The organism is Klebsiella grimontii (assembly GCF_042137965.1).
GTDB lineage: Bacteria > Pseudomonadota > Gammaproteobacteria > Enterobacterales > Enterobacteriaceae > Klebsiella > Klebsiella grimontii.
The window spans coordinates 4,069,191-4,092,206 of record NZ_CP169721.1; the positions used below are offsets into that span (position 1 = coordinate 4,069,191).

At 61.8% G+C, this 23,016-nt stretch carries 19 protein-coding genes; 14 read left to right on the top strand and 5 right to left on the bottom strand.

What is annotated here, in order from left to right:
- Positions 1–127: 127 nt before the first annotated feature.
- Positions 128–2,437, bottom strand: a complete 2,310-nt coding sequence (locus tag ACE3MN_RS19195) for a molybdopterin-dependent oxidoreductase (protein WP_102649658.1) — start codon at positions 2,435–2,437, stop codon at positions 128–130.
- A gap of 412 nt (positions 2,438–2,849) precedes the next feature.
- Between ACE3MN_RS19195 and ACE3MN_RS19200 the strand changes: the two genes are divergently transcribed.
- From ACE3MN_RS19200 to ACE3MN_RS19220, 5 genes are read left to right on the top strand one after another with little or no spacing between them, the layout of a single operon-like run.
- Complete coding sequence (locus ACE3MN_RS19200; RefSeq protein ID WP_004135401.1) at positions 2,850–3,830, top strand: sugar ABC transporter substrate-binding protein; 981 nt, start codon at positions 2,850–2,852, stop codon at positions 3,828–3,830.
- 44 nt (positions 3,831–3,874) lie between these two features.
- Entirely contained in the window at positions 3,875–5,380 is a 1,506-nt protein-coding gene (locus ACE3MN_RS19205; RefSeq protein ID WP_024358824.1) for a sugar ABC transporter ATP-binding protein, read from the top strand.
- On the top strand, positions 5,377–6,363 hold the full coding sequence (locus ACE3MN_RS19210; protein WP_064411362.1) for an ABC transporter permease: 987 nt from the start codon (positions 5,377–5,379) through the stop codon (positions 6,361–6,363). Before ACE3MN_RS19205 ends, ACE3MN_RS19210 begins: the two co-directional genes overlap by 4 nt.
- Complete coding sequence (locus tag ACE3MN_RS19215; protein ID WP_004135403.1) at positions 6,363–7,364, top strand: ABC transporter permease; 1,002 nt, start codon at positions 6,363–6,365, stop codon at positions 7,362–7,364. Before ACE3MN_RS19210 ends, ACE3MN_RS19215 begins: the two co-directional genes overlap by 1 nt.
- Positions 7,365–7,375: 11 nt before the next feature.
- Complete coding sequence (locus ACE3MN_RS19220) at positions 7,376–8,320, top strand: carbohydrate kinase family protein (protein ID WP_049130977.1); 945 nt, start codon at positions 7,376–7,378, stop codon at positions 8,318–8,320.
- Between the two features lie 38 nt (positions 8,321–8,358).
- On the opposite strand, the gene ACE3MN_RS19225 is transcribed toward ACE3MN_RS19220, so the two are convergent.
- Genes ACE3MN_RS19225 through ACE3MN_RS19235 form a run of 3 tightly spaced genes read right to left on the bottom strand, consistent with a single transcriptional unit; the run spans position 8,359 to position 11,517 of the window.
- Positions 8,359–9,387 (bottom strand): 2-hydroxyacid dehydrogenase, encoded by a 1,029-nt coding sequence (locus ACE3MN_RS19225; protein ID WP_004130378.1) that lies wholly within the window; start codon positions 9,385–9,387, stop codon positions 8,359–8,361.
- 5 nt (positions 9,388–9,392) lie between these two features.
- Positions 9,393–10,880, bottom strand: a complete 1,488-nt coding sequence (locus tag ACE3MN_RS19230; RefSeq protein ID WP_049086617.1) for an FGGY-family carbohydrate kinase — start codon at positions 10,878–10,880, stop codon at positions 9,393–9,395.
- A gap of 25 nt (positions 10,881–10,905) precedes the next feature.
- Positions 10,906–11,517 (bottom strand): methylthioribulose 1-phosphate dehydratase, encoded by a 612-nt coding sequence (locus ACE3MN_RS19235; RefSeq protein WP_004135408.1) that lies wholly within the window; start codon positions 11,515–11,517, stop codon positions 10,906–10,908.
- A 41-nt stretch (positions 11,518–11,558) separates the two neighbouring features.
- On the opposite strand from ACE3MN_RS19235, the gene ACE3MN_RS19240 reads away from it, so the two are divergent.
- The 8 genes from ACE3MN_RS19240 to ACE3MN_RS19275 all read left to right on the top strand — a co-directional run bounded on the left by ACE3MN_RS19240 (position 11,559) and on the right by ACE3MN_RS19275 (position 20,586).
- Entirely contained in the window at positions 11,559–11,900 is a 342-nt protein-coding gene (locus tag ACE3MN_RS19240) for a hypothetical protein (protein WP_286454301.1), read from the top strand.
- A gap of 121 nt (positions 11,901–12,021) precedes the next feature.
- A complete protein-coding gene (codB, locus tag ACE3MN_RS19245; RefSeq protein WP_102649657.1) occupies positions 12,022–13,284 on the top strand; it encodes a cytosine permease in 1,263 nt (420 codons plus the stop codon).
- A 2-nt stretch (positions 13,285–13,286) separates the two neighbouring features.
- Complete coding sequence (locus ACE3MN_RS19250; RefSeq protein ID WP_049086619.1) at positions 13,287–14,522, top strand: PucR family transcriptional regulator; 1,236 nt, start codon at positions 13,287–13,289, stop codon at positions 14,520–14,522.
- The gene (gene codA / locus ACE3MN_RS19255; RefSeq protein ID WP_049089677.1) at positions 14,519–15,757 is read left to right on the top strand and encodes a cytosine deaminase; all 1,239 of its coding nucleotides are present in this window, start codon (positions 14,519–14,521) and stop codon (positions 15,755–15,757) included. Before ACE3MN_RS19250 ends, codA begins: the two co-directional genes overlap by 4 nt.
- Before the next feature lie 145 nt (positions 15,758–15,902).
- Entirely contained in the window at positions 15,903–16,892 is a 990-nt protein-coding gene (locus ACE3MN_RS19260; protein WP_082237444.1) for a LacI family DNA-binding transcriptional regulator, read from the top strand.
- Positions 16,893–17,013: 121 nt separating this feature from the next.
- Positions 17,014–17,823, top strand: a complete 810-nt coding sequence (locus tag ACE3MN_RS19265; RefSeq protein WP_004135414.1) for an inositol monophosphatase family protein — start codon at positions 17,014–17,016, stop codon at positions 17,821–17,823.
- A gap of 107 nt (positions 17,824–17,930) precedes the next feature.
- Entirely contained in the window at positions 17,931–19,292 is a 1,362-nt protein-coding gene (locus ACE3MN_RS19270) for an MFS transporter (RefSeq protein WP_004135416.1), read from the top strand.
- A 25-nt stretch (positions 19,293–19,317) separates the two neighbouring features.
- On the top strand, positions 19,318–20,586 hold the full coding sequence (locus tag ACE3MN_RS19275; protein WP_154922299.1) for a histidine-type phosphatase: 1,269 nt from the start codon (positions 19,318–19,320) through the stop codon (positions 20,584–20,586).
- Between the two features lie 46 nt (positions 20,587–20,632).
- On the opposite strand, the gene mtnA is transcribed toward ACE3MN_RS19275, so the two are convergent.
- Positions 20,633–21,661: an S-methyl-5-thioribose-1-phosphate isomerase gene (gene mtnA, locus ACE3MN_RS19280; protein WP_221028101.1), complete on the bottom strand. Its 1,029-nt coding sequence runs from the start codon at positions 21,659–21,661 to the stop codon at positions 20,633–20,635.
- 102 nt (positions 21,662–21,763) lie between these two features.
- On the opposite strand from mtnA, the gene mtnK reads away from it, so the two are divergent.
- Positions 21,764–22,963 (top strand): S-methyl-5-thioribose kinase, encoded by a 1,200-nt coding sequence (gene mtnK / locus ACE3MN_RS19285; protein ID WP_024358832.1) that lies wholly within the window; start codon positions 21,764–21,766, stop codon positions 22,961–22,963.
- The last annotated feature ends 53 nt before the right edge of the window (positions 22,964–23,016 follow it).

Below are 23,016 nucleotides of genomic sequence, written 5' to 3' on the forward strand. Positions count from 1 at the left end.
CACCACTCTCATGGCGTTTTCCCGGAGGCCGCGCGTGGCGCGCCTGTCCGGGCTAGCCGACCCGCAGACGGCGATGATCCTGTAGGCCGGGCAAGGCGGCCAGCTATCGCCCGGCGATTCCCTGCGCCTAAGCGCCAATAAACCTCGGCGGATCGAAAGCGGTCACCGGCGGCAGCGCCTCGCGCCATGGCTCAATTTCCACCCAGCAGCTCTGGGCGCTACAGCCCTGCCCCAGGCGCGAACTGCCGCGATCCTCGGTGAGCACGTTGGGATTACCGTGCTTATCCAGCGATCCCTTTTCATTCGGATCCAACGGATCGTACCAGGCGCCGGTCGACATCTGCACCACCCCCGGCAAAATCTGCTCGCTCAGGTGCACGCCGGCGAGAATCGCGCCGCGGGCGTTATAAACCTTGACCACGCTGCCTTCGCGGATATCCCGCGCCTGCGCATCCTGCGGGTGCATCCACAGCGGTTCGCGTCCCTCAATTTTCGTCGCCCGGCTCACGCTGCCGTGATCGTACTGGCTATGCAGACGGGTGCGCGGCTGGCTGGAGAGCAGGTGCAGCGGCCAGCGCGCCGCTTCCTGCCGCTGCCGCTGCGCCTCCTGCTCATCCCACCACGGGTGGCCTGGGCACTCGCGATAGCCAAATCCGGCGATGGTTGCTGAAAAAAGCTCAATCTTGCCGGACGGCGTGGCGAGCGGATAGCGCTGCGGGTCGGCGCGAAAATCCGCCAGAAAGACCTGCGGTTTCTCCGGCGCGCTATACTCCAGCACTCCCTGCTGCCAGAACGCCTCAAACGACGGCAACGCGATCCCTTCTTCCTGCGCGCGCGGCCGCGACGCTTCGTAGATTTGCCGCAGCCACTGCCCGGCGTCGCGCCCCTCGCTAAAACGCTCAGCGAACCCCAGCCGTTCGGCGAGATCGCAGAAGATGGCGTAATCATCGCGCGCTTCGCCCACCGGCGGGATCTGCGCGCTCATGGCGATCATAAAGCCATCGTGACCGCCGCTGCCGATATCTTCCCGCTCCAGCGAAGTGGTGGCCGGCAAAACGATATCGGAAAATTTGGCCTGCGCGGTCCAGAACTGCTCATGTACCACTACCGTTTCCGGCCGCCGCCAGGCTTCGCACAGGCGGTTAAGATCCTGATGATGATGAAACGCATTGCCGCCCGCCCAGTAGACGAGACGAATATCGGGGTAGCGCAGATGCTGGCCGTCAAACTCGTACGCTTCGCCCGGATGCAGCAGCATATCGGAAAGACGCGCCACCGGAATCACACTGTTCACGGCGTTATCCCCGGCCGGAAGACGCGGCCCGGAAAAGGCCTTCCGCGCCGCCCCAGCCAGATTAGTACAGGCGTAGCCAAATCCTAATCCGCCACCCGGCGTACCGATTTGCCCCAGCAGCGCGGTGAGCGCCACCGTCGCCCAGTAGGCCTGCTCGCCCTGGCGCGCCCGCTGAATCGACCACGAGATATTGACCATCGTGCTCAGGCTCGCCATCTCGCGCGCCAGCGCGGCAATTCGCTGCGCCTCAATACCGGTTATCGCCGCCGCCCATTCCGGCGTTTTTGCGACGCCATCGCGCTCCCCCATCAGGTAGGCGCGATAAGGCGCGAAGCCCACGGTATGGCTGGCGACAAAAGCGCTGTCGTAGAGGGATTCAGTAATCAGCACGTAGCAGAGCGCCAGCAGCAGCGCGGTGTCGGTCCCCGGACGAACCGCAAGCCACTCTGCGCTCTCCACGGCGCTCAGGTCATTGCGCACCGGGCTGATATTGATAAAGCGCGTCCCCTGCTCCTGCATCTTTTCCAGCCAGTATTTCAGCATATGATCGTTGGCGCCGCCGCCGTTGACCTGCGCATTACGCAGCGGCAGGCCGCCGAATGCGACGAACAGCTGACACTCGCGCGCCAGCTCGGAAAAGTGGGTATGCTGGCGGTGCAGCGGGCTCAGCGGACCGAGTATATGCGGCAGGATGCGCTCGCCCGCCGCGCTGCTGTAGGTATTGGTGCTGGCGGTATAGCCGCCAAAGCACTTAAGGAAGCGATGCAATTGGCTTTGCGCGTGATGGAAACGCCCGGCGCTGGCCCAGCCGTAGGAACCGCCGAAAATCGCTTCATTGCCGCAGCGCGCTTTGACCGAATTCAGTTCACGCGCCAGCAGATCGAGCGCCACCTCCCAGCTCACCTCCACAAACGGCTCTTTACCGCGCCCCTCGCGGGAAGCCGGGCCATTTTGCAGATAGCCGGCGCGCACCGCCGGACGGCGAATGCGCGTCTTGCTGGTGACCGCATCCGGGAGCGACTGCCCAATAGGTGAGGGATTTTTATCCCACGGCACCGGCGTCACCGCCTCAATGTTGCCGTCACGGGCCTGGACCTGCCAGGTCCCCCAGTGCATCACGGTCAGATTATGTTGTTTTTTCATAGTGCCTGTTGTTTGTCACCCGATAATGGTCGCTATAATAAATCGCCGGAACAATAAAAATAAAACATCGGCAGCCATACAATCCACTGCATCAAAGGCATTATCCATTAAGAATGACTCAAGGTTATTGCATAAAGCGATATATTAAAGAGCCACATTAATAATAATTAAGCAGCAATAGTGTTTTGAATAAATAATACTGGCAAGCAAATTAAACCCACAAAATAAAAATGGATAAAGTCGCATCATGAAATATTTTCAGGTTGCCGATGACAAATTTAAGTTTTCCTCAGGCAAATCTGCGATATAACATTGTTGATATAACTTAGACATATTTTGTATTTGAGGTTGCGTAGCGGTTATTGTCATGCTACTGCTCCGCAGCCACCTCCATCACAGGACCATAATAACAATGTCGCAGAAAATGAAATTATTGCCCATCGCGCTGGGCCTGCTCTCGCTTGCCTCCGTTAACGCTCTGGCGGCAGAGGCGTTATCGCTTCAGGGAAAAACCATCGGCGTCGCCGTGGTCGGCACGCAGCACTTCTGGGATCGTGAAGCCTATAAGGGTGCGACCGAAGAGGTAGAGAAACTGGGTGGTAAAGCGATCGGCGTCGACGGCGGCCGCGATAACCAGGTTCATGCGAATAACCACGATATTTTACTGTCGCGTAAGGTTGATGCGGTAATTAGCATTCTGGGCGACAGCGCCGTTGAGCCTAAATTCAAAGCGCTACGCGATGCCGGCATTCCGGTATTTACCGTAGACCACGTTTCGAAATATTCGGTCAATAACACCACCTCAGATAACTACACTTTAGGGTCAACCATTGGTCGTTATATGGCCGATGAGCTGGGCGGCAAAGGCAACGTCGCGGTATTTAACGCATTCTCCAGCTCCCTGCGTATTTGCGGCATTCGTTACGACCAGTGGAAATATGTCCTTAAAGATTACCCGGATATTCATATTATTCAGCCGGAGCTGGCCGAACAGTTTGCCAACTCCCCGGAAGACGCGCGGAAGAAAACCCTCGAACTGCTGAGCCAGTACCCGAAAGGTAAGCTCGACGCAATTCACGTGGCCTGCTGGGATCAGCCGGCAATCGGTATTGTCCAGGCGCTGGAAGAGACCGGACGCGATAAAGACGTGAAAGTCACCGCCATCGACGCCGGTCCGGAAACCCTGGAGATCATGGCCGAACCGGGCAGTCCGTTCGTCGCCAACGTCGCCCAGCAGCCGCACCTGATTGGCCAGACCTCCGCCGATAACGTCGCGCGCTACTTCGACAAACAGAAGCTGCCGCTGCAAACCTTTATTCCGGTAGTCCCGGTGAAAGGCCCGCAGGAGGCGAAAGCGGTCTACAAACAGCTGGGATATGGCGAACTGCAGTGATCACTCAATCCTCCGGCGGGACGAACCCCGCCGCTGGCCTGGCGATGAACCAGATCAGCAAAAGCTTTGCCAACGTGACTGCATTAAATGCGGTCACGCTGCTTCTGAACCCCGGTGAAATTCACGGCCTGATCGGTGAGAACGGCGCGGGAAAATCGACGCTGATAAAAATCCTCGCTGGCGTCTACCGGGCCGATAGCGGCAACGCCACGCTGGACGGCGCGCCGCTGCCGCTCGGCAATCCCGCAGCGATTGAAGCGCTGGGCATCCGCGTTATTCACCAGGAGCTCAACCTGATCCCGCACTTTACCGTGGCGGAATCGGTGTTCCTCGGCCAGGAGTATCGCACCCGCTGGGGGGCGCTGGACCGACGGCGAATGAACGCCGCCACCCAGGCGTTTTTTCGCGACAGCTGGCAGTTGGACATCAATCCCCGCCGCCTGATCCGCGACCTCAGTCTCGCCGAGCGCAAGCTGGTGCAAATCGCCAGGGCGCTGATCGACGGCGCGGCAAAGCTGGTGGTCTTCGATGAGCCCACCGCGCCGCTGGAGGCGCAGGAAGCCAGCCTGGTCTCCTCAGCGATTCTGCGCCTTCGCGAGCAGGGGATCGCGATCCTCTATATTTCCCACTATCTCAACGAAATCGCCGCCCTTTGCGATCGCGGTACGGTGCTGCGTAACGGCGAGGTCGTCGGCTATCCCGACCGGGACCTCCTGCAGAATACCGACGCGCTGATTAAAATGATGGTCGGTCGCGACATTGAACAGCTCTATACCCCTCGCCAGAGCAGCGCGCATCAGGTCGATGCCGCCGCGCCGGTGCTGTCGGTTCGCCATCTCAGCGACGGTCAGCAGCTGCACGATATTAGCTTTGATATTCAGCCGGGAGAGATCGTCGGCGTCGCCGGGCTGCTGGGCGCCGGGCGCGACGTGCTGGTCGATCTGCTTTACGGGCTGCGCCGCCCCCGCAGCGGCACGATAAGCATCGACGGCCAGGCGAAGCGGCTGCGGACGCCGTATCAGGCGACCCGCGCCGGACTGGCGCTGGTGCCGCGCGACCGTCGCCATCAGGGGCTGATTCTCCCCTTCTCCACCGCCGACAATATCAATCTGGCTTCGCTACCGGAAACCGCCACTTTCGGCTGGGAGCATCGCGGCAAAGCGCTGGATAAAGCGCGCGGCTGGATCGAACAGCTCGCCATCCGCCCCGGCCGTCCGGAACTGCCGGTACGTTTTATGAGCGGCGGCAACCAGCAAAAGGCGATTCTCGCCCGCTGGCTGGGCACCGATGCGCGGCTTTTCATTCTCGATGAACCCACCCTCGGGGTGGATATCGGCGCGCGCAGCGATATCTATCAGCGTACCCGCGAGCTGGCGGATCGCGGTCGCGGCGTGCTGGTCTCATCCAGCGACGCGCCGGAGCTGCTGGGCCTTTGCGACCGCATCCTGGTGATGTGGCGCGGCGAGCTGGTGGCCAACCTCCCGACCCGCGGGCTGACGCTGGACGCGCTGCTGGTGACGATTAACGGTGGACAGGAACAACAGGTATGAGTGCAGGTATCCAGCGCCGCCCCCTTCCGGGCATCACGACGCTTATCGAAAAATTTCCCCTGATTCTCTTTTTTGCGCTGCTGGTCTGGCTCAGCCTGCAGTCGCCTTTCTTTTTAAGCTGGCAAAATATCAGCATGATGCTGGTGCAGAGCGTGCCGCTGGCGATCCTCTGCTTTGGCCTGGTCTGCGTGATTGCCGTCGGCGGCGATGATGTGGTCTCCGGCGGCATCGACCTGTCGCTGCCCGCCATCGCGGTGCTCGGCGTCGCGCTGCTCAGCCTCGGCATGGCCGAGTGGAACACCCCTTACCTGGCGCTGTTTTTACTGCTGATTGCCGTGAGCCTGGCCTGCGGCGCGGTCAACGCTACGCTGGTGCTGGCGGCGGGTCTGCCGCCGCTGCTGGCGACCCTGTCAACCTCGGTGGCCTTCACCGGACTGACCGACCTGCTGACCGGACAGCGGCGCATCGCGGTAAACGACCCGCTGATGGTGGCCTTTCGCGATAACGATCTTTTCGGCATTCCCTTGCCGCTGCTCTATCTGCTGGCAGTCTTCGCGTTGTTTCAGTTTTTGCTCCACCACTCCCGCTTCGGCCAGCATTTACAGGCGGTGGGCGGTAACCGCGATATGGCGCAGATGAGCGGGCTCAACGTCCGCCGTTTGACCATTATCGTCTGGCTGCTGGCGGGCATCGCCGCCGGCCTGGCGATTTTGCCGCTGCTCAGCCAGGGCTCCGGCAGCAGCAGCGGCACGGCGACGCCGCTGCTGCTGGAAACCGTCCTCGCCACTTTTATCGGCGCGGCGTTTTCGCGGCGTCGGGTGGTCACCATCTGGGGGGCGCTGCTCGGCGCGGTACTGGTCAATGCGCTCTCGAACGGGCTCGGCCTGCTGGGGGTGAATATTTTCTGGATGGGCGCGATCAAAGGCGGCCTGATCCTCGTGGTGCTGGCGGCGTCGGCGGTCAGACATAAAGGAGGCAACTGATGAGCCAGATGACGCTCAAGACCCCATCAACGAGTCAAACCGGCAGCAGCCCGCTGGCGTGGCTTTCCCGGGCGGGATTCGGCGGGATTACCCTGCTGGCGATTGCCCTGTTCGGCTGGGCGAACCCGGTATTTTTGACCTTCGATAACTGGGCCAATCTGCTGCAGGGCAGCGCGATTTTGTTGATCGTGGCGATGGCGATGACCCTTATCGTTAGCGCCGGGGCGATTGACCTCTCCGTCGGCGTCGCGCTTGATTTCGGCGCCGCCTTTGCGCTGGTGGCGCTCAAAACCTGGCACCTGCCGTGGCAGGCGGCGGTGGGCTGCGCGCTGCTCGGCGGGGTGATTATCGGCCTGCTGAACGCCTTCCTGATCCTGGTCTGCCAGATTCGCCCGTTCCTCGCCACCCTCGGCACCTGGTTTATCGCCAGCAGCGCCGAACGCATCTATACCGACGGCGGCGGCTCTATCTCCTACCGCCGGATGGCGCCGGAGTATCACGATCTGGCGGTCGGCAATATCGCCGGTATTCCAACGCCGGTGGTGATTGTGCTGGCGCTGTGGCTGGCGGCCTGGCTGATGACCGAACGCACGCTGTTCGGCAAATACGTACGCGCTATTGGCCAGAACGGCGAAGCGGCGCGGATCGCCGGGATCCGCGATCGCCGGACCATGCTATGGGTGCTGGTGGCGGCCTCCGCGCTGTGCGCCGTCGGCGGCGTCATTCTCTCCGCCAACTTGCGCCAGTTTACGCCGCTGGCCGGCCAGGCCTACCTGATGGACGCCATCGCCGCGGTCTTTATCGGCACCGCCTTCAACCGGCTGGGTCGGGTCAGCATCGCCGGCACCCTCGGCGGGGTGCTATTTCTGGCGATCATCGATAACGGCCTGAACCTGATGGGGCTGAACTACCTGGTGAAAGACGCGCTGGTTGGCGTGATTCTGGTGGTGGCGCTGGCCCTCTCCTTCTGGCAGGCGCGTCTGCGCCAGACCCATCGTTAAGCGGAGCTCTCATGGCAACCTTTGACGCCGTCTTTGTCGGCCTGACTATTCTTGATATCGCCGGTCGTCCGGTTATCGACATCCCGCCGCGCGGCGGGGTAGCCTTTATCGAACAAATCCGCCTTAACCCCGCAGGAACCGCCGCCGGGGCCAATATTAACGCCGCGAAGCTGGGCATTCGCACCGCCGCGGTGGCCTGCCTCGGCAAAGATGAAAAAGCCGATTTTATCCTCGCCAGCTACGCGCGCCTGGGGATCGACTGCTCGCTGATCCAGCGCACCGCGCAGCAGGAAACATCGGCGACGATCCTGCCCATCCGCCCCAACGGCGAGCGCCCGGCACTGCACTGTCGGGGGGCCTCCGATGCCCTTTTCGTCGGCGAAGAGGAGTTTGACGCGATCCTTGATTGCCGCTTTCTGCACCACGGCGGCAGCGGCCTGCTGGCGGCGATGGACAGTGGGCAAAGCGCGCTGCTGTTACAGGCGGCGAAAGCCCGCGGCGTCACCACCAGCTTTGATTTAATCGCCCCCGACGCGCGCACCCTGGATCTGCTGCGCCCGCTGCTGCCGTCGGTGGACTACTTTATGCCTTCCCTTGAAGAAGCGGCGTATCTCTCCGGGGAGACCCAGCCGGAAGCGATCGCCCGCTTTTTCTTTGCGCTTGGCGTCGGAACCTGCATTCTGAAGGACGGCGAGAACGGCTCCTGGCTGCTGACCCGCGATGGCGCCGTCGAGCATATCGCGCCGTACCGGGTCGATGCCGTAGATACCACCGGCTGCGGCGACAGCTACTGCGGCGGCTTTATTGCCGCGCTGGCCCGGGGGTTAAGCGTCAAAGCGGCGTGCGAGGTGGCTTCCGCCGTCGCCGCGCTGGTGGCGACCGGGATGGGATCGGATGCCGGCGTGGTGGACTGGCAGCATACGCAGGCATTTATGGCGACCCACCGTCGCGGATAACAAGCTTCGCCGCCGCATTGCGCGGCGGCAAGCGCGGCTTAACGCCACTGATAGAGCAGCGGCTCTCCGGCGACATAGCGCTGGAGGTCGGCGGCAATCATCGCCGTATGCTTAGCAATGCTCTCCCGGGTCGCCCCGGCGATATGCGGAGTAATAATCACGTTATCAAACTCGGTGACAAACGGATGGTCGCGCCACAGCGGCTCGCGATGGTAGACATCCAGCGCCGCGCCGCCCAGCGGGCCGTGGCGCAGCGCGTGAATCAGCGCTTCTTCGTCCACCACCGCCGCGCGCGAGGTATTAATCAATAGCGCGCCCGGCTTCATGCTATTCAACAGCTGCGCGTTCACCAACCCATCGCTGTGCGGGCCGCTGCTCAGATGCAGGCTCACGATATCCGCCTCGCGGAATAGCCCTTCAAGCGTCGTTTTCTGCAAACCCGGTTCGTTGATATCTTCGGCGGCGACAAACGGGTCCACCACCAGTACCGCCATGCCAAAGGCGCGGGCGATACGCGCCACCCGGCGGCCAATATTACCGTAACCGATCAGCCCCAGGGTTTTGTTGCGCAGCTCGCTGCCTTTAAACACTTCATAGGGGCTTTGCGGACTGACGTCCCACACCACATCGCGGCGCAGCCCGCTCTGGGTGGCCTGCGCGGCGTTCTCGGCGTGGGTAAATTCGCCGCGCTTTAGCGCCGCGTGCGATTGCGGAATATGCCGCGCCAGGCTCAGCATCAGCCCCAGCGTCAGCTCGGCGGCGGCGTCGGCGTTGCGCCCCGGCGTATAGAGCACGCGGATACCGCGCGCCTGGGCGGCTTTGGTATCGATGTTCACCGGATTGGCGCGCGTGCAGGCGATCACCTGTAAACGCGGGCAGGCGGCGATCACCGCTTCCGTCACCTCATCATAGCTGGTCACCAGCACCTCGGCGTCGTGGGCCAGTTCGATCAGCTGGCCTGCGCTCAGCTTCGGCTTGCCCAGCGCCCAGCCTTCCACCCGCAGTTCGCCCAGTTGCTGAAAAGCGCTGAGGTCGCCGGCGTGTTCGGCGGTAAAAACAATTTTCATATGCGTTATTCCTGAGAAATACGTTGAAGCGCCTCGCGGCGGGCCTGCCACACCGGGAGCATCTGCTCGCGCAGCAGGCGGTAAACCGGATAGAGCGCAGCGTAGCGGCTATGCGCCTGCGGATTGGGCCGATAGCGGGTCTGCTCCAGCGCCGGATAGCGGCTGAGGGCATCGACGCTGCGCGCCGCCAGAATCGCCGCGCCGCGCGCGCTAAGCTCGTTGAAAGGACTGGAAACCACCGTTCTGCCGGTACAGTCGGCAATCATTTGCAGCCATGTCGCCGAAGCCGCGCCGCCGCCGGTCAGGTACAGTTCGCCGCCCTGCGGGTAGTCCTGAAGCGAGTCGACGATGGCGTAGGCCAGCCCTTCGAACACCGCCCGCTGCAGCTCCGCGCGGGTGGTGTGCTGGCTAATGCCGAAATAACCGGCCCGCGCCTCGGGACTAAAGAACGGCGCGCGTTCGCCGTTGAGGTAGGGCTGCCAGAAGACGCCGCCGCTGCCCGGTTCGACGCTGGCGATATTCTGTTCCAGCTGCCGTAAATCCGGCTCCAGCGAGATTTGCTGCTGGAGCCAGTCGATGTTCGGCGTCCCGGCCTGCATCGGAAAAAGGTTAATAAAGCTGCCCGCTTCGGTGTGGGTGACGTAGCGCGTCCCCTCGTTGACCGACTGGCGACCGTGGCAGACGATACCGGTGCAGCAGGTGGTGCCGAGAATGGTGTAGATATCGCCGTCGTTGACCGCGCCGCAGCCCAGCGCCGCGCTGCAGACATCCAGCGCGCCGGCCGCCACCGGCGTGTCCGCAGGCAGCCCGGTGAGCGCCGCGACCTCTTCACGCAGCGCGCCCGCCTGCGCGTCCGGCGCCAGCAGCGGTGGGAACAGATGTTGTAAATCTGCCAGGCCCATCTCATTGAGCACCACCGTGGAGAGCTTCCCGCTCTGCTGATTCAGCAAAGAGGTGCTGGCATCGGTGAGATCCAGCGCCGCGACGCCGGTGAGGCGAAAGCGGATCCAGTCCTTGGCGAAAAACAGATAGCGGGCCGCCGCCAGCCGCTCCGGCTGGTGATGCTTGAGCCAGCACAGCTGCATGCTGGTGTTGCAGGGCTGCAGGTGGGTGCCGGTATCGTCAAAGAAACGGCGGTCAAAGCCGGGGCGGCTGAGCAGTTCGCTCATCAGCTCGCGGCTGCGGGTGTCGCTCCACAGAATACCCGGCCCGACCGGTTCGCCTTCGGCGTCGCTGAGCCACACCCCTTCGCCCTGCCCGGCGAGGCCGATGGCGCGTAAACGCCCGTTTTGCAGCGCCGGATGCCGGGCGATATCGCGCAGAATCGCCACCACCGATTGCCATAGCTGGGCCATGTCCTGCTCGGCGTCACCGTTGGCCGACAGCCGCGGGCCGGTATTCTGCGCCGCGCTGGCGCACGCCTGAAAGCGTTGATCAAACAGCACCGCTTTCACGCGCGAAGTGCCGATATCGATTCCGAGATAAAAATCCATGCCTGACCCGTTGGTGAAGAGAAATTTAGTCGCGTTCGTAGCGGCGGCGCATCAGCTCGCATTCGAAGAGAAACTCCAGTCCTTCCAGCTGGCGACGGGCCTCGTTAATGTCTTTGCCCCAGCAGGTCAGGCCGTGGCCGCGCAGCAGGAAGCCGTAGCGCAGCGGGTGGGTCTGGGCATAATCTTCAATACGCGCCGCCAGAGCGTCGATATCCTGGTCGTTATCAAAAATGGCGACCGGTACGGTGTCGAGATGGCTGTGCTGGCCGGTCAGGGTTTTCTGCATTTCATAGCCCTGCAGCGCCAGGGTGGCGCCTTTTTCAATCCGCGACAGCACGGTGGCGTTGACGGTATGCACGTGCAGAACCACGTTCGCCTCCGGGAACAGGCGATACACCAGGGTGTGCAGGCCGGTTTCAGCGGAGGGTTTACGCCCGGAAGGCGCTGTGTTGCTGGCGATCTCCACCTGCAGGAAATCCTCCGTCGTCAGGCTGCCTTTATCGCGCCCCGACTCGCTGAGCCAGCACCAGGTCTCATCCTGACGCACCGACATATTGCCGCCGGTAGCCGGCGCCCAGCCTTTCGCGCCGATCCAGTGACAGGTGGTGACCAGTTGCGCGAGTCTTTCTTGCCACATAGCAGTTCCTTAGTTTAGCGATGTTATATTTAGCCGTCTAAATGGCTATTCACCCGATACTAACATCGCCAGCGCAAGCGAACAATATTTCAGGAAAGACTTACTTTGATAATGGTTATATCAGAAAAGAATATGAAATTGCGCTTTTTAACAACAATACAACTGAGCATTTTCATGGCGCCAAAATTACCGGCTGCGGGCGGTCAAAAAGATGGGGGATCGTGCCACCGGAAAACGGCGCAAAATTGGCCGCATTTGTCGATTTAGCCCTCCCCGCAGTTCGCGCCACCCGACAGGAATGCGCGCGCAATAGCGCAATCCCCCTGCTCCACGGCGGTGCAAAACATGTCACTGTGCACACATTTATGGCAAACATCGGCTAAATAACGCCATTTTATGTGCACACTGCCCACCCCATTGTGTTACCCCTGCCCCGCTTTTTCTGGCACACCTCTTGCTACCCCTCAGTGATCGCTTTTCGGATAGCCACTCAGAGGTTCCACCATGTCAAACAGCAATGATTTTCCGCTCGTCGAAGCGCCCGCCTCCGGGCGTAAAGGCGTATTTTCCATCTCGATGGTTCTGTTCAGCTTTACCTTTTTTACCGGCACCATGTTCGCGGGCGGCAAGCTTGGCGTCTCTTTCTCCATCGTTAACCTGCTGTGGATTGCGGTAATCGGTAACTTTTTGCTGGCCCTGTACGCCGCGTCGCTCGGCTGGATCGCCGCGCGCAGCGGGCTGAATACCGTGCTGATGGGCCGTTTTTGCTTCGGTGAAATCGGCAGCAAGCTCGCCGATTTTATTCTCGGCTTCGCCGAGCTGGGCTGGTACGCCTGGGGCACCGCGACGGTCGCCATCTCGCTGGTCAAAATCCTCGCCCTGCCTGAGGCGACGACCATTCCGCTGATGATCCTGTTCGGCATCCTGTTCTGCGTCACCGCGCTGGTGGGCTATAAGGGGCTGGATGCGCTGTCGCGCGTGTCGGTACCGCTGATGTTTATTCTGCTGGTGGTGTCGATGTATCTCGCCGCCCATCATGCCGGCGGCTGGCAGGCGATGACCCAAATCGAACCGGGCGAAACCATGAGCTGGTCGGCGGCCATCACCATGGTATTCGGCACCTTTGCCAGCGGCGCGACCCAGGCGACCAACTGGACGCGGCTGGCCAACTCCAGCCGTACCGCCATCGTCGCCAGCATGAGCAGCTTCCTGATCGGCAACGGGCTGATGATTATCGCCGGCGCCTGGTGCGCCATCGTCTACCAGCAGGCCGATATCGTCGAGGTGCTGATTCTGCAGGGGCTGTCGGTCGCCGCGGTGGTGATGCTGTGCCTCAACCTGCTGACGATTCAGGGGCCGACGATCTATAACGTCTCGGCCGCCGCCTGTCATCTGCTGCGCAGCGAGCGTCGCCGCACCCTGACCGTGGTCGCCGCCGGCGTCGGGATTTTGCTGGCCATTGGCGGTATGTATGAAATGCTGATCCCTTTCCTGGTGCTGCTGGGCAGCATCATTCCGCCCATCGGCGGCGTTATCCTCGCCGACTACTGGTTTTATCGCGGCGGCCGCTATCCGCTGCTGCACACCGCCCGTTTGCCGCGTTTTAACTGGCTGGGGCTGGGCGCCTACGCCGTGGGCGCGGTGGTGGCTTACCTGTCGCCGTGGATCGCCCCGCTGGTTGGCATTAGCGTGTCCGCGCTGGCCTATATCGCGCTGACTCGCCTGAGTAAACGCCAGCCCGCCGCTGATTCGGTCGCGGAGCAGTAGCCATGAGCCTGACGGTCGGCGAAATCCTCGCCCTGGAGGGGCTCTCCGCCATGCGCCTGCGCGCCGGTAAACAGGGGCTGCAGCTGGCGGTTCGCTGGTACTACGTGGCGGAAAATGAAAATATCGCCGAATGGATCATGGGCGGGGAGCTGGTGTTTATCACCGGGATCAACCATCCCCGCGATGAAGACAACCTGATCCATTTGCTGATGGAGGGCAAGCAGCGCGGGATCGCCGGCATGGTGATCCTCACCGGCGACGTCTTTATTCAGGCGATCCCGCCGCGCCTGATCGCGCTGGCCGACGCGCTGGGCATTCCGCTAATCGAACAGCCCTATCTGCTGAAGATGGTGATCGTGACCGAACGCATCGGTACCGCGCTGGTGCGCAGCGAAAACGCCCTGCAATCGCAGCGCGATATTCTGCTGCAGCTGTTAACCGGCGACTATCCCGACCTGCAAATTCTGCATCAGCGCGCGCTCCACCAGCAGTTGGATTTTACCCGCCCGCTGCGGGTGGCGGCGCTGCGCCTTGAGGGGATACCGCGTCTGTTTCGCCAGTTTCCGCCGGAGCAGGCCGAAGCCTGGCTGCAGCAGGCCCGCCGCACCGTGCGCCAGCGTCTGCAGCAACAGCTCAATCAGCAGGGCAATCCCTACCCTCTGGTCGAACGCAGCAATATGTTTCTCTTCCTCCTCCCGGATGAAGACGGCGAGTTTTATCAGCAGAAAACCTGGCTCCAGGCGTGGCTGATTGCGCTGGCGGAGAGCGAAGACGGGCTTTCGCTGCTGTGCGGCCTTTCGGCGCCGGTACAGCAGCTGCAGGGATATCAGCGCGCGCTGTCGCAGGCGCGCCAGGCGCTGGACCTCAGCGATAACCTGCGTCCGGCCCAGCGCATCAGCGACTACCAGCAGCTGGGGTTTATCAAGCTGCTCTCCGCCGTTAGCGACCCCGCCCTGCTGAGCGATTTTATGCACGACACCCTCGGCTGCCTGGTTGAGCCGGATCGCAAAAGCCCCTGGCTGCTGCTGGAGACGCTGGAAACGCTGCTTCAGGAGAGCGGCAACGTGGTCAGGGCCGCCGAGCGGCTGGGCATTCACCGCAACACGCTGCATCAGCGTATTCAACGTATTGAAAAGCTGACCGGCTATCCGGTCAGCCATCCGCAATTTCATCTCAACGCCTCGGTCGCCTTAGCGATCTGGCGTATGTCGCAAAACCATTTACGGGAACAACCATGAAAATTATCAACGCGCGCCTGCGCCATCAAGAAGCGCTCTATACCCTCGACTTACAGGACGGCGTGATTAAAAGCATCAGCGCGCAGGCCGCGGCGCAGACGGCTGACGCCAGCGATATCGATGCCCAACAAAAGCTGGTTATCCCGCCATTCGTCGAGCCGCATATCCATCTTGACGCCACCCTGACGGCGGGCGAGCCGGAGTGGAACATGAGCGGCACCCTGTTTGAGGGTATCGCCCGCTGGAGCCAGCGCAAAGCGAGCGTCACCGTCGAAGATACGCGCCAGCGGGCGCTGAAAACCATCGGCATGCTGCGCGACAACGGCGTGCAGCACGTGCGTACCCACATTGATGTCACCGACCCTTCCCTGACCGCGCTTGAGGCGATGCTGAGGGTGAAAAAAGAGGCGGCCCATCTTATCGATCTGCAGATCGTCGCCTTCCCGCAGGAGGGCATTGAGTCCTTCCCCGGCGGACGCGAACTGATGACCCGCGCCATCGAAATGGGCGCCGACGTGGTGGGCGGCATTCCGCACTACGAAAACACCCGCGATAAGGGCGTCAGCTCGCTGGTTTTTCTGATGGATCTGGCCGAGCGCCACGGCTGCCTGGTGGACGTACACTGCGATGAAACCGACGACCCGCAGTCGCGCTTTCTGGAGGTACTGGCGGAAGAGGCCCGGGTGCGCGGCATGGGCGCGCAGGTCACCGCCAGCCATACCTGCGCCATGGGCTCCTACGATAACGCCTACTGCTCGAAGCTGTTCCGCCTGCTCAAAGCCTCGGGCATTAACTTTATCTCCTGCCCGACCGAAAGCATTCATCTGCAGGGGCGCTTCGACAGCTGGCCGAAACGCCGCGGCGTGACGCGGGTGGCGGAGCTGGACCGCGCCGGGATCAACGTCTGCTTCGCTCAGGACTCGATTCAGGACCCGTGGTATCCGCTGGGCAACGGCAACATCATGCGTATCCTCGACGCCGGGCTGCATATCTGCCATATGCTGGGATACGAAGATTTGCAGCGCTGCCTCGATCTGATTACCGAGAACAGCGCCCGCACCCTGTGCCTCGGCGACAACTACGGCATTGCCGAAGGACGCCCGGCGAACCTGCTGATCCTCGATGCGCAAGACGACTATGACGCGCTGCGCCGCCAGGCCAAAGTGCTGACCTCCATTCGACATGGCAAAGTTATTTTGCAGCGCCAGGCTGAGCAGATTCGCTACCCGGCATAAGCCTGACGTTGACGCGGCGCGCATCCCGCGTCAACCCGCTGCTCGCGCACGGATTTATGTGGTACCTTCTTACTACTTTTTCCGTGCCGGCCTTGGGCTCCAGCGTCGGCGCGGGCTCACTGAGAACAACCCGTACCCTGATACTATGAGCGAAAAAAAATGGATTAAGGCAGAGGACGTTGCCCGGCTCGCTGGCGTCTCCCGTTCCGCGGTTTCCCGTACCTTTACGCCCGGCGCATCGGTGGCGGAAAAAACCCGCCAGAAGGTCCTCGCCGCGGCGGAAACCCTGGGCTATCAGGTGAATATCATCGCCCGCACGATGAACACCGGCAGCAGCAACTTTATCGGCATCGTCACCGCCGGGTTTGATAACCCGTTCCGCAGCAAGCTGCTGTCGCCGCTGGTCCACCAGCTGGCGCTCAACGGTTTTATGCCGCTGCTGATGAACGCCGACGATCCGCAGCAGCTCGCCCCGTCGCTCAGGCAGCTGCTGAGCTATCACGTCGCGGGGGTCATTATCACCTCCGGGGCGCCGCCGCTGTCGCTGGCGGAGGAGTATCTGGAGCGAAAAATCCCGGTGACCCTTATCAACCGCCACGCCGAGCTGGCCGGCTGCGACCGCGTGTGCAGCGACAACGCGCAGGGGGCGAAACTGGTGGCCGAGCTGTTTGCCCAGCGCCAGTGGCGACAGGTCGGGTTTATCGGCGAAAGCCTGGATAACTTCAGCACCCGCCAGCGCTACGAAGCGTTTGTCGCCCACACCCAGGGCACGGAAGTTGCCGCGCACTTCTGCGACAGCGCCGGCTATCAGGCGGGGTTTGCCGCCGCCAGGCAGCTGCTCGCCGCGCATCCGCGGCTGCAGGCGCTGTTCTGCGCCACCGATATGCTGGCGCTCGGCGCGCTGGACGGCCTGCGGGCGGACAATCCCACGGCTTCGCTGCCTGCGATTATCGGCTTCGACGATATCCCGCAGGCGGACTGGCAGCCCTATCAGCTGACCACCGTGCAGCAGAATACCGCCCTGCTCGCCCACCATGCGGTGGATCTGCTGGTGACGAGGATCGCCAAATTCAGCCTGCCGTCACGCCACCGTGAAGTACCGGTGAAACTGATCGTTCGTCAAAGCGCGAAATGAAAAATTCATTTTATGCCGGAGCGATCACAGAATAATTTTTTTAATCCATCCACACTCATTTTGCCCTTCGGGGCTGTTTTTTTCAGGCAATTTGCACACGTGTGCAAAATGGGGAGTTATGATGAAATCACTGGAATCAAATGAACTGCAGGCCCGCTACCGTTTAGCCTGCGAGCTGGCGAAAGCCGGCGCTGAGCTGGCGTTCGAATACTATCAACAGCGCGACCGGCTGGCGGTGGATCATAAAGGCGACGACCTGCAGGACGTGGTCAGCGTCGCCGATAAGCGGGTCGAAGCGTTTGTTAAGCAGCGCATTATGGACGCCTTCCCGCAGGACGGTTTTCTCGGCGAGGAGAGCGGGACGCAGATGCCGGACGCGCGCGTGCTGTGGGTTGTCGATCCCATCGACGGCACCAGCTGTTTTCTCAACGGCCTGCACACCTGGTGCCTGTCGCTGGCCATCCTTGCCGACGGCGAACCGGTTATCGGCGTGGTGTACGACCCCAACCATCGCGAGCTGTTCCACGCCCTGAAAGGCCAGGGCGCATGGCTTAACGATGCGCCCATCGCGCCACATCCGGCGGCGACGGTCAAAGAGGGGGTGATGGGCGTCGGCACCTCGCACCGCGTGACGCCTGCGCTCTTTCTGCCCTTCCTTGATGCGCTGCTGAGCGACGGCGGGATGTTTATCCGCAACGGCTCCGGGGCGCTGATGAGCGCCTGGGCGGCGGCGGGCAGGCTTATCGGCTACTACGAACCGCATATGAACCCGTGGGACGGGCTGCCGGGGCTGGTGCTGATGCGCGAAGCGGGCGGCCTCAGCAATGACTATCTGACAAACGACGGGATTCGTCACGGCAACCCGCTGCTGCTGGCCAGCAAGACGCTCTACCCACAATTAAAAAACATGCTTTGTCACCCATTACCTTAACCGTATCGGGTCAGGCTTTATCTGATTATGTACTCTACACAACGACGATAAACCTCACGGACGAACCACACTAATCAGTCAGGCCTCCGACCTTCGGAGATACCATTATGTCTGGAAGAATTATCGCATTTTTTCGCGCTTCGCCGCCCAAAGCGGGCGGAGAGTTCGATGAACAGCGCTTTCGCAGCGTGCGCTGGCAAACCTTTATTACCATGACCCTGGCGTACGTCACCTTCTACGTTTGCCGGCTGTCGTTCACCGTCGCCAAAAGCGCGCTGGTGGAGCTCGGCATTACCCCGACGGAGCTGGGCATGATCGGCTCAACGCTGTTTTTCAGCTACGCCATCGGCAAGCTGGTCAACGGCTTTATCGCCGATCATGCCAACGTGGTGCGCTATATGAGTCTCGGGCTGCTGCTGAGCGCCGGGATGAACCTGATGATGGGGATGACCAGCAACGCCATGCTGCTGGCTATCTTCTGGGGAATCAACGGCTGGGCGCAGTCGATGGGCGTCGGCCCCTGCGTGGTATCGCTGGCGCGCTGGTACGGCTGTAAAGAACGAGGCACCTTTTACGCCATCTGGTCGACGGCGCATAACATCGGCGAAGCGATGACCTATATGGTGATCGCGGCGGTGATTGCCGGGTTCGGCTGGCAAATGGGCTACCTGTCGACCGCCGCGCTCGGCGCCGCCGGGGTGGTGCTGATGCTGTTGTTTATGCGCGACTCGCCGCAAAGCTGCGGCTTTCCGTCAATCAACGTGATTCGCGACGAACCGCTGGAAGAGACGGAAGCCCGCGGCTCGGTGTTTAAGAACCAGCTGCTGGCGCTGCGCAACCCGGCCCTGTGGACGCTGGCGCTGGCCTCGGCGTTTATGTATATCGACCGCTACGCGGTGAACTCATGGGGAATTTTCTTCCTCGAACAGGATAAAGCCTATTCTACCCTCGAGGCTTCCGGGATTATCGGGGTCAACGCCATCGCGGGTATCGCCGGAACCATTATCGCCGGGATGCTCTCCGACCGCTTCTTCCCGCGCAACCGCAGCGTGATGGCCGGCTTTATCAGCCTGCTCAACACCGCCGGCTTCGCGCTGATGCTCTGGTCGCCGCACGGCTACTACACCGATATTCTGGCGATGATTATCTTCGGTGCCACCATCGGGGCGTTGACCTGCTTCCTCGGCGGATTGATCGCCGTCGATATTTCATCGCGTAAAGCGGCGGGCGCCGCGCTCGGCACTATCGGTATCGCCAGCTACGCGGGGGCGGGACTCGGCGAGTTTCTCACCGGCATCATCATCGATAAAACCTCGATGATCGAAAACGGCAAAACGCTGTATGACTTCAGTACGCTGTCGCTGTTTTGGGTAGGCACCGGCCTCGTGTCCGCGCTATTCTGTTTTACCACCGCTGCGATTGTCGCCAGGCGACACGCGATAGAACGTCAGACCTCATTCTCATCATAACTCTTTAACCGATAAGGAATATTTTATGATGCCTGTACGACATCAGGTTTTGCTACGTCTGCTGCTCGCCTGCGCCCTGCCGCTGCTGGCCGCGCCGGGGCACGCCGCCGCGCAGTTTGCGCTGGAAAAGGTGGTTGAACTCAGCCGCCACGGCATTCGTCCGCCGACGGAGGGCAACCGGGAGGCCATCGAAGCCGCGACCCAGCGCCCGTGGACGCAGTGGACCACCCGCGACGGTGAGCTCACCGGCCACGGCTATGCCGCCGTCGTCAATAAAGGGCGCGATGAAGGCGCGCGCTATCGCCAGCTCGGTCTGCTGACAGCGGGCTGTCCGGCGAACGGGGAGATTTACGTTCGCGCCAGCCCCCTGCAGCGCACGCGGGCCACCGCCCAGGCGCTGGTGGACGGCGCATTTCCCGGCTGCGGCGTGGTGATTCATCACGTCAGCGGCGACGCCGACCCGCTGTTTCAGACCGATAAATTTGCCGCCACGCAACCCGATCCCGCCCGCCAGCTGGCGGAAGTGAAGAAGAAGGCCGGCGATCTGGCCCAGCGTCGGCAGGCGCTGGCCCCGGCCATTCAGCTGCTGAAAAACGCGGTCTGCGTATCCGACAAGCCCTGCCCGGTGTTTGATCTACCATGGCAGGTGGAGCAGAGCAAAAGCGGCAAAACGTCGATTAGCGGTCTGAGCGTAATGGCCAATATGGTCGAGACGCTGCGCCTGGGGTGGAGCGAAAACCTGCCCCTCAGCCAGCTGGCGTGGGGCCATATTACCCGCCCCAGCCAGATCACCGCCCTACTGCCGCTGCTGACGGAAAACTACGATCTGAGCAACGACGTGTTTTATAGCGCGCAAAAACGCGGCTCGATTCTGCTCAACGCGATGCTGGAAGGGGTACAAGAAGGCGCCGCACCGAACGTGCGTTGGCTGCTGCTGGTGGCGCACGATACCAATATCGCCATGGTGCGTACGCTGATGGATTTTAGCTGGCAGCTGCCGGGGTACAGCCGCGGCAACATCCCGCCGGGCAGCAGCCTGGTCCTCGAGCGCTGGCGCGATACCCACAGCGGGAAACGCTACCTGCGCGTCTACTTCCAGGCGCAAAGTCTGGACGATTTACGCCGCCTGCAAACGCCGGATAATCAGCATCCGATGCTGCGCCAGGAGTGGCGTCAGGCGGGCTGCCAGACCACCAACGTCGGAACGCTGTGCCCTTACCAGGCTGCGCTGACGGCGCTCGGCAAGCATATCGACCGGCAGTCCGCTCCGGCGGTAGAGATGGTGCTGCCATAAGTTGAAGGCGAAGCGAGGGAGATCGCTTCGCCTTTTTCGCTCAGGTTCAGGCCTTTTCTGGCTTGAACGCCCCGGCGGCGACCTGCTCCGGGGTCACCACGCCGCTATCCAGCACCCAGCCGCTGATTAACGATGCGGGCGTGACGTCGAACGCGGGATTGTAAACCGCGGCCTCTTTCGGCGCCCACTGTACCGCGCCAAAGCTGCCGGCGACGCCGGTCACTTCGGCGGCCGCCCGCTGCTCAATCGGAATCGCCGCGCCGTTCGGGCAATGGCGGTCCAGGGTGGTCTGCGGCGCGGCCACGTAAAACGGGATCTGATGATACTTCGCCAGCACCGCCAGCGAATAGGTGCCGATTTTATTGGCTACGTCGCCGTTGGCGGCAATACGGTCAGCGCCCACCCAAACCGCGTCGACCTGGCCCTGCGCCATCAGGCTGGCGGCCATCGAATCGGTAATCAACCGGTACGGCACGCCCAGCTCACCCAGCTCCCAGGCGGTCAAACGTCCGCCCTGTAACAGCGGGCGCGTTTCATCCACCCAGACGTTGGCCACGTTTCCCTGCTGATGCGCCAGCGCAATCACCCCCAGCGCGGTGCCGACGCCCGCCGTCGCCAGACCGCCGGTATTGCAGTGGGTCAACAGGCGGCTGCCCGGCGTCACCAGCGAGCTGCCCGCCTCGGCGATGCTGGCGCAAAGCTGTTTATCTTCTGCGATCAGGCGCAGCGCCTCCGCTTCCAGCGCCTGCGGATAGCGCTCCTCCGCCAGCGCCAGCTTCATGCGGTCCAGATTATTCATCAGGTTTACCGCCGTCGGCCGCGCGGCGCGCAGCGTTTCCAGCGCCTGAGACAGCTCATCGCGGGTCAGACCACGCTGCGCCAGCAGCGCCAGCAGCAGGCTCGCCGACAGGCCAATCAGCGGCGCGCCGCGCACCCGCAGGGCGTGAATATGCTCCACCAGCAGCGCCACGTTATCCGCCGCCAGCCAGCGTTTTTCCTGCGGTAAGGCCTGCTGGTCAAGAATAAAGAGCTGATTTTCGCTTACCCGCAGGCTGGTGGTCTGTAGTGTCTGCATTTAGTTAAATCCCTGTTGCGTTGTTGTATCACATTGTGTCAGGATGGAATCCAGAAGTATAGACGTCTGAACGGCTTAATCAGAATTTTGAGGATCGAGGCAATGTCGCAATACCATACTTTCACGGCCAGCGATGCGGTGGCTTACGCCCAACAATTTGGCGGTATCGAAAACCCGTCAGAACTGGTGTCCGCGCAGGAAGTGGGCGATGGTAACCTCAACCTGGTATTTAAAATTTTCGATACCGAGGGCGTGAGCCGGATCATCGTCAAGCAGGCGCTGCCCTACGTGCGCTGCGTGGGTGAATCCTGGCCCCTGACCCTGGACCGCGCGCGCCTTGAGGCGCAAACCCTGGTGGCTCACTATCAGCACTGCCCGCAGCATACGGTGCAGATTGTGCATTTCGACCCCGAGCTGGCGGTAATGGTGATGGAAGACCTCTCCGATCACCGCATCTGGCGCGGCGAGCTGATTAACAACGTTTATTACCCGCGCGCCGCCGGCCAACTGGGGGAATACCTGGCCCAGGCGCTGTTCCACACCAGCGACTTTTATCTGCATCCTCACGAGAAAAAGGCCCAGGTGGCGCAGTTTATTAACCCCGAGATGTGCGAAATCACCGAGGACCTGTTCTTTAACGACCCGTATCAGGTTCACGAGCGCAACAGCTATCCAGCCGCGCTGGAGGCCGACGTCGCCGCCCTGCGCGACGATACGCAGCTGAAGCTGGCGGTGGCCGCGCTCAAGCACCGCTTCTTCTCCCATGCCGAAGCGCTGCTGCATGGCGATATCCACAGCGGCTCGATTTTCGTCGCCGAGGGCAGCTTTAAGGCCATCGACGCCGAGTTCGGCTTTTTCGGCCCGATAGGCTTCGATATCGGTACCGCCATCGGCAACCTGCTGCTCAACTACTGCGGTCTGCCAGGCCATCTGGGGATTCGCGATGCCGCCGCCGCTCGCGAACAGCGCCTCAGCGATATCCAGCAGTTCTGGACCACCTTCGCCGAGCGTTTTCAGGCGCTGGCGGCGGAGAAATCCCGCGATGCCGCGCTGGCCTGGCCCGGCTATGCCTCCGCGTTTCTGAAGAAAGTCTGGGCCGACGCGGTGGGCTTCTGCGGCACCGAGCTGATTCGCCGCAGCGTCGGACTGTCGCACGTGGCGGATATCGATACTATCCAGGACGAAGCCATGCGCCATGAATGCCTGCGCCACGCCATCACGCTGGGTAAAGCGCTTATTCTTATTGCCGACCGTCTCGATAATGTCGAAGAACTGATTGCGCGAATTCGTCAGTACGGTTGAATTCTCTATCCTGTCGTTCCCGGCTCGCGCTGCGCTTAGCCGGGCTACGGGTT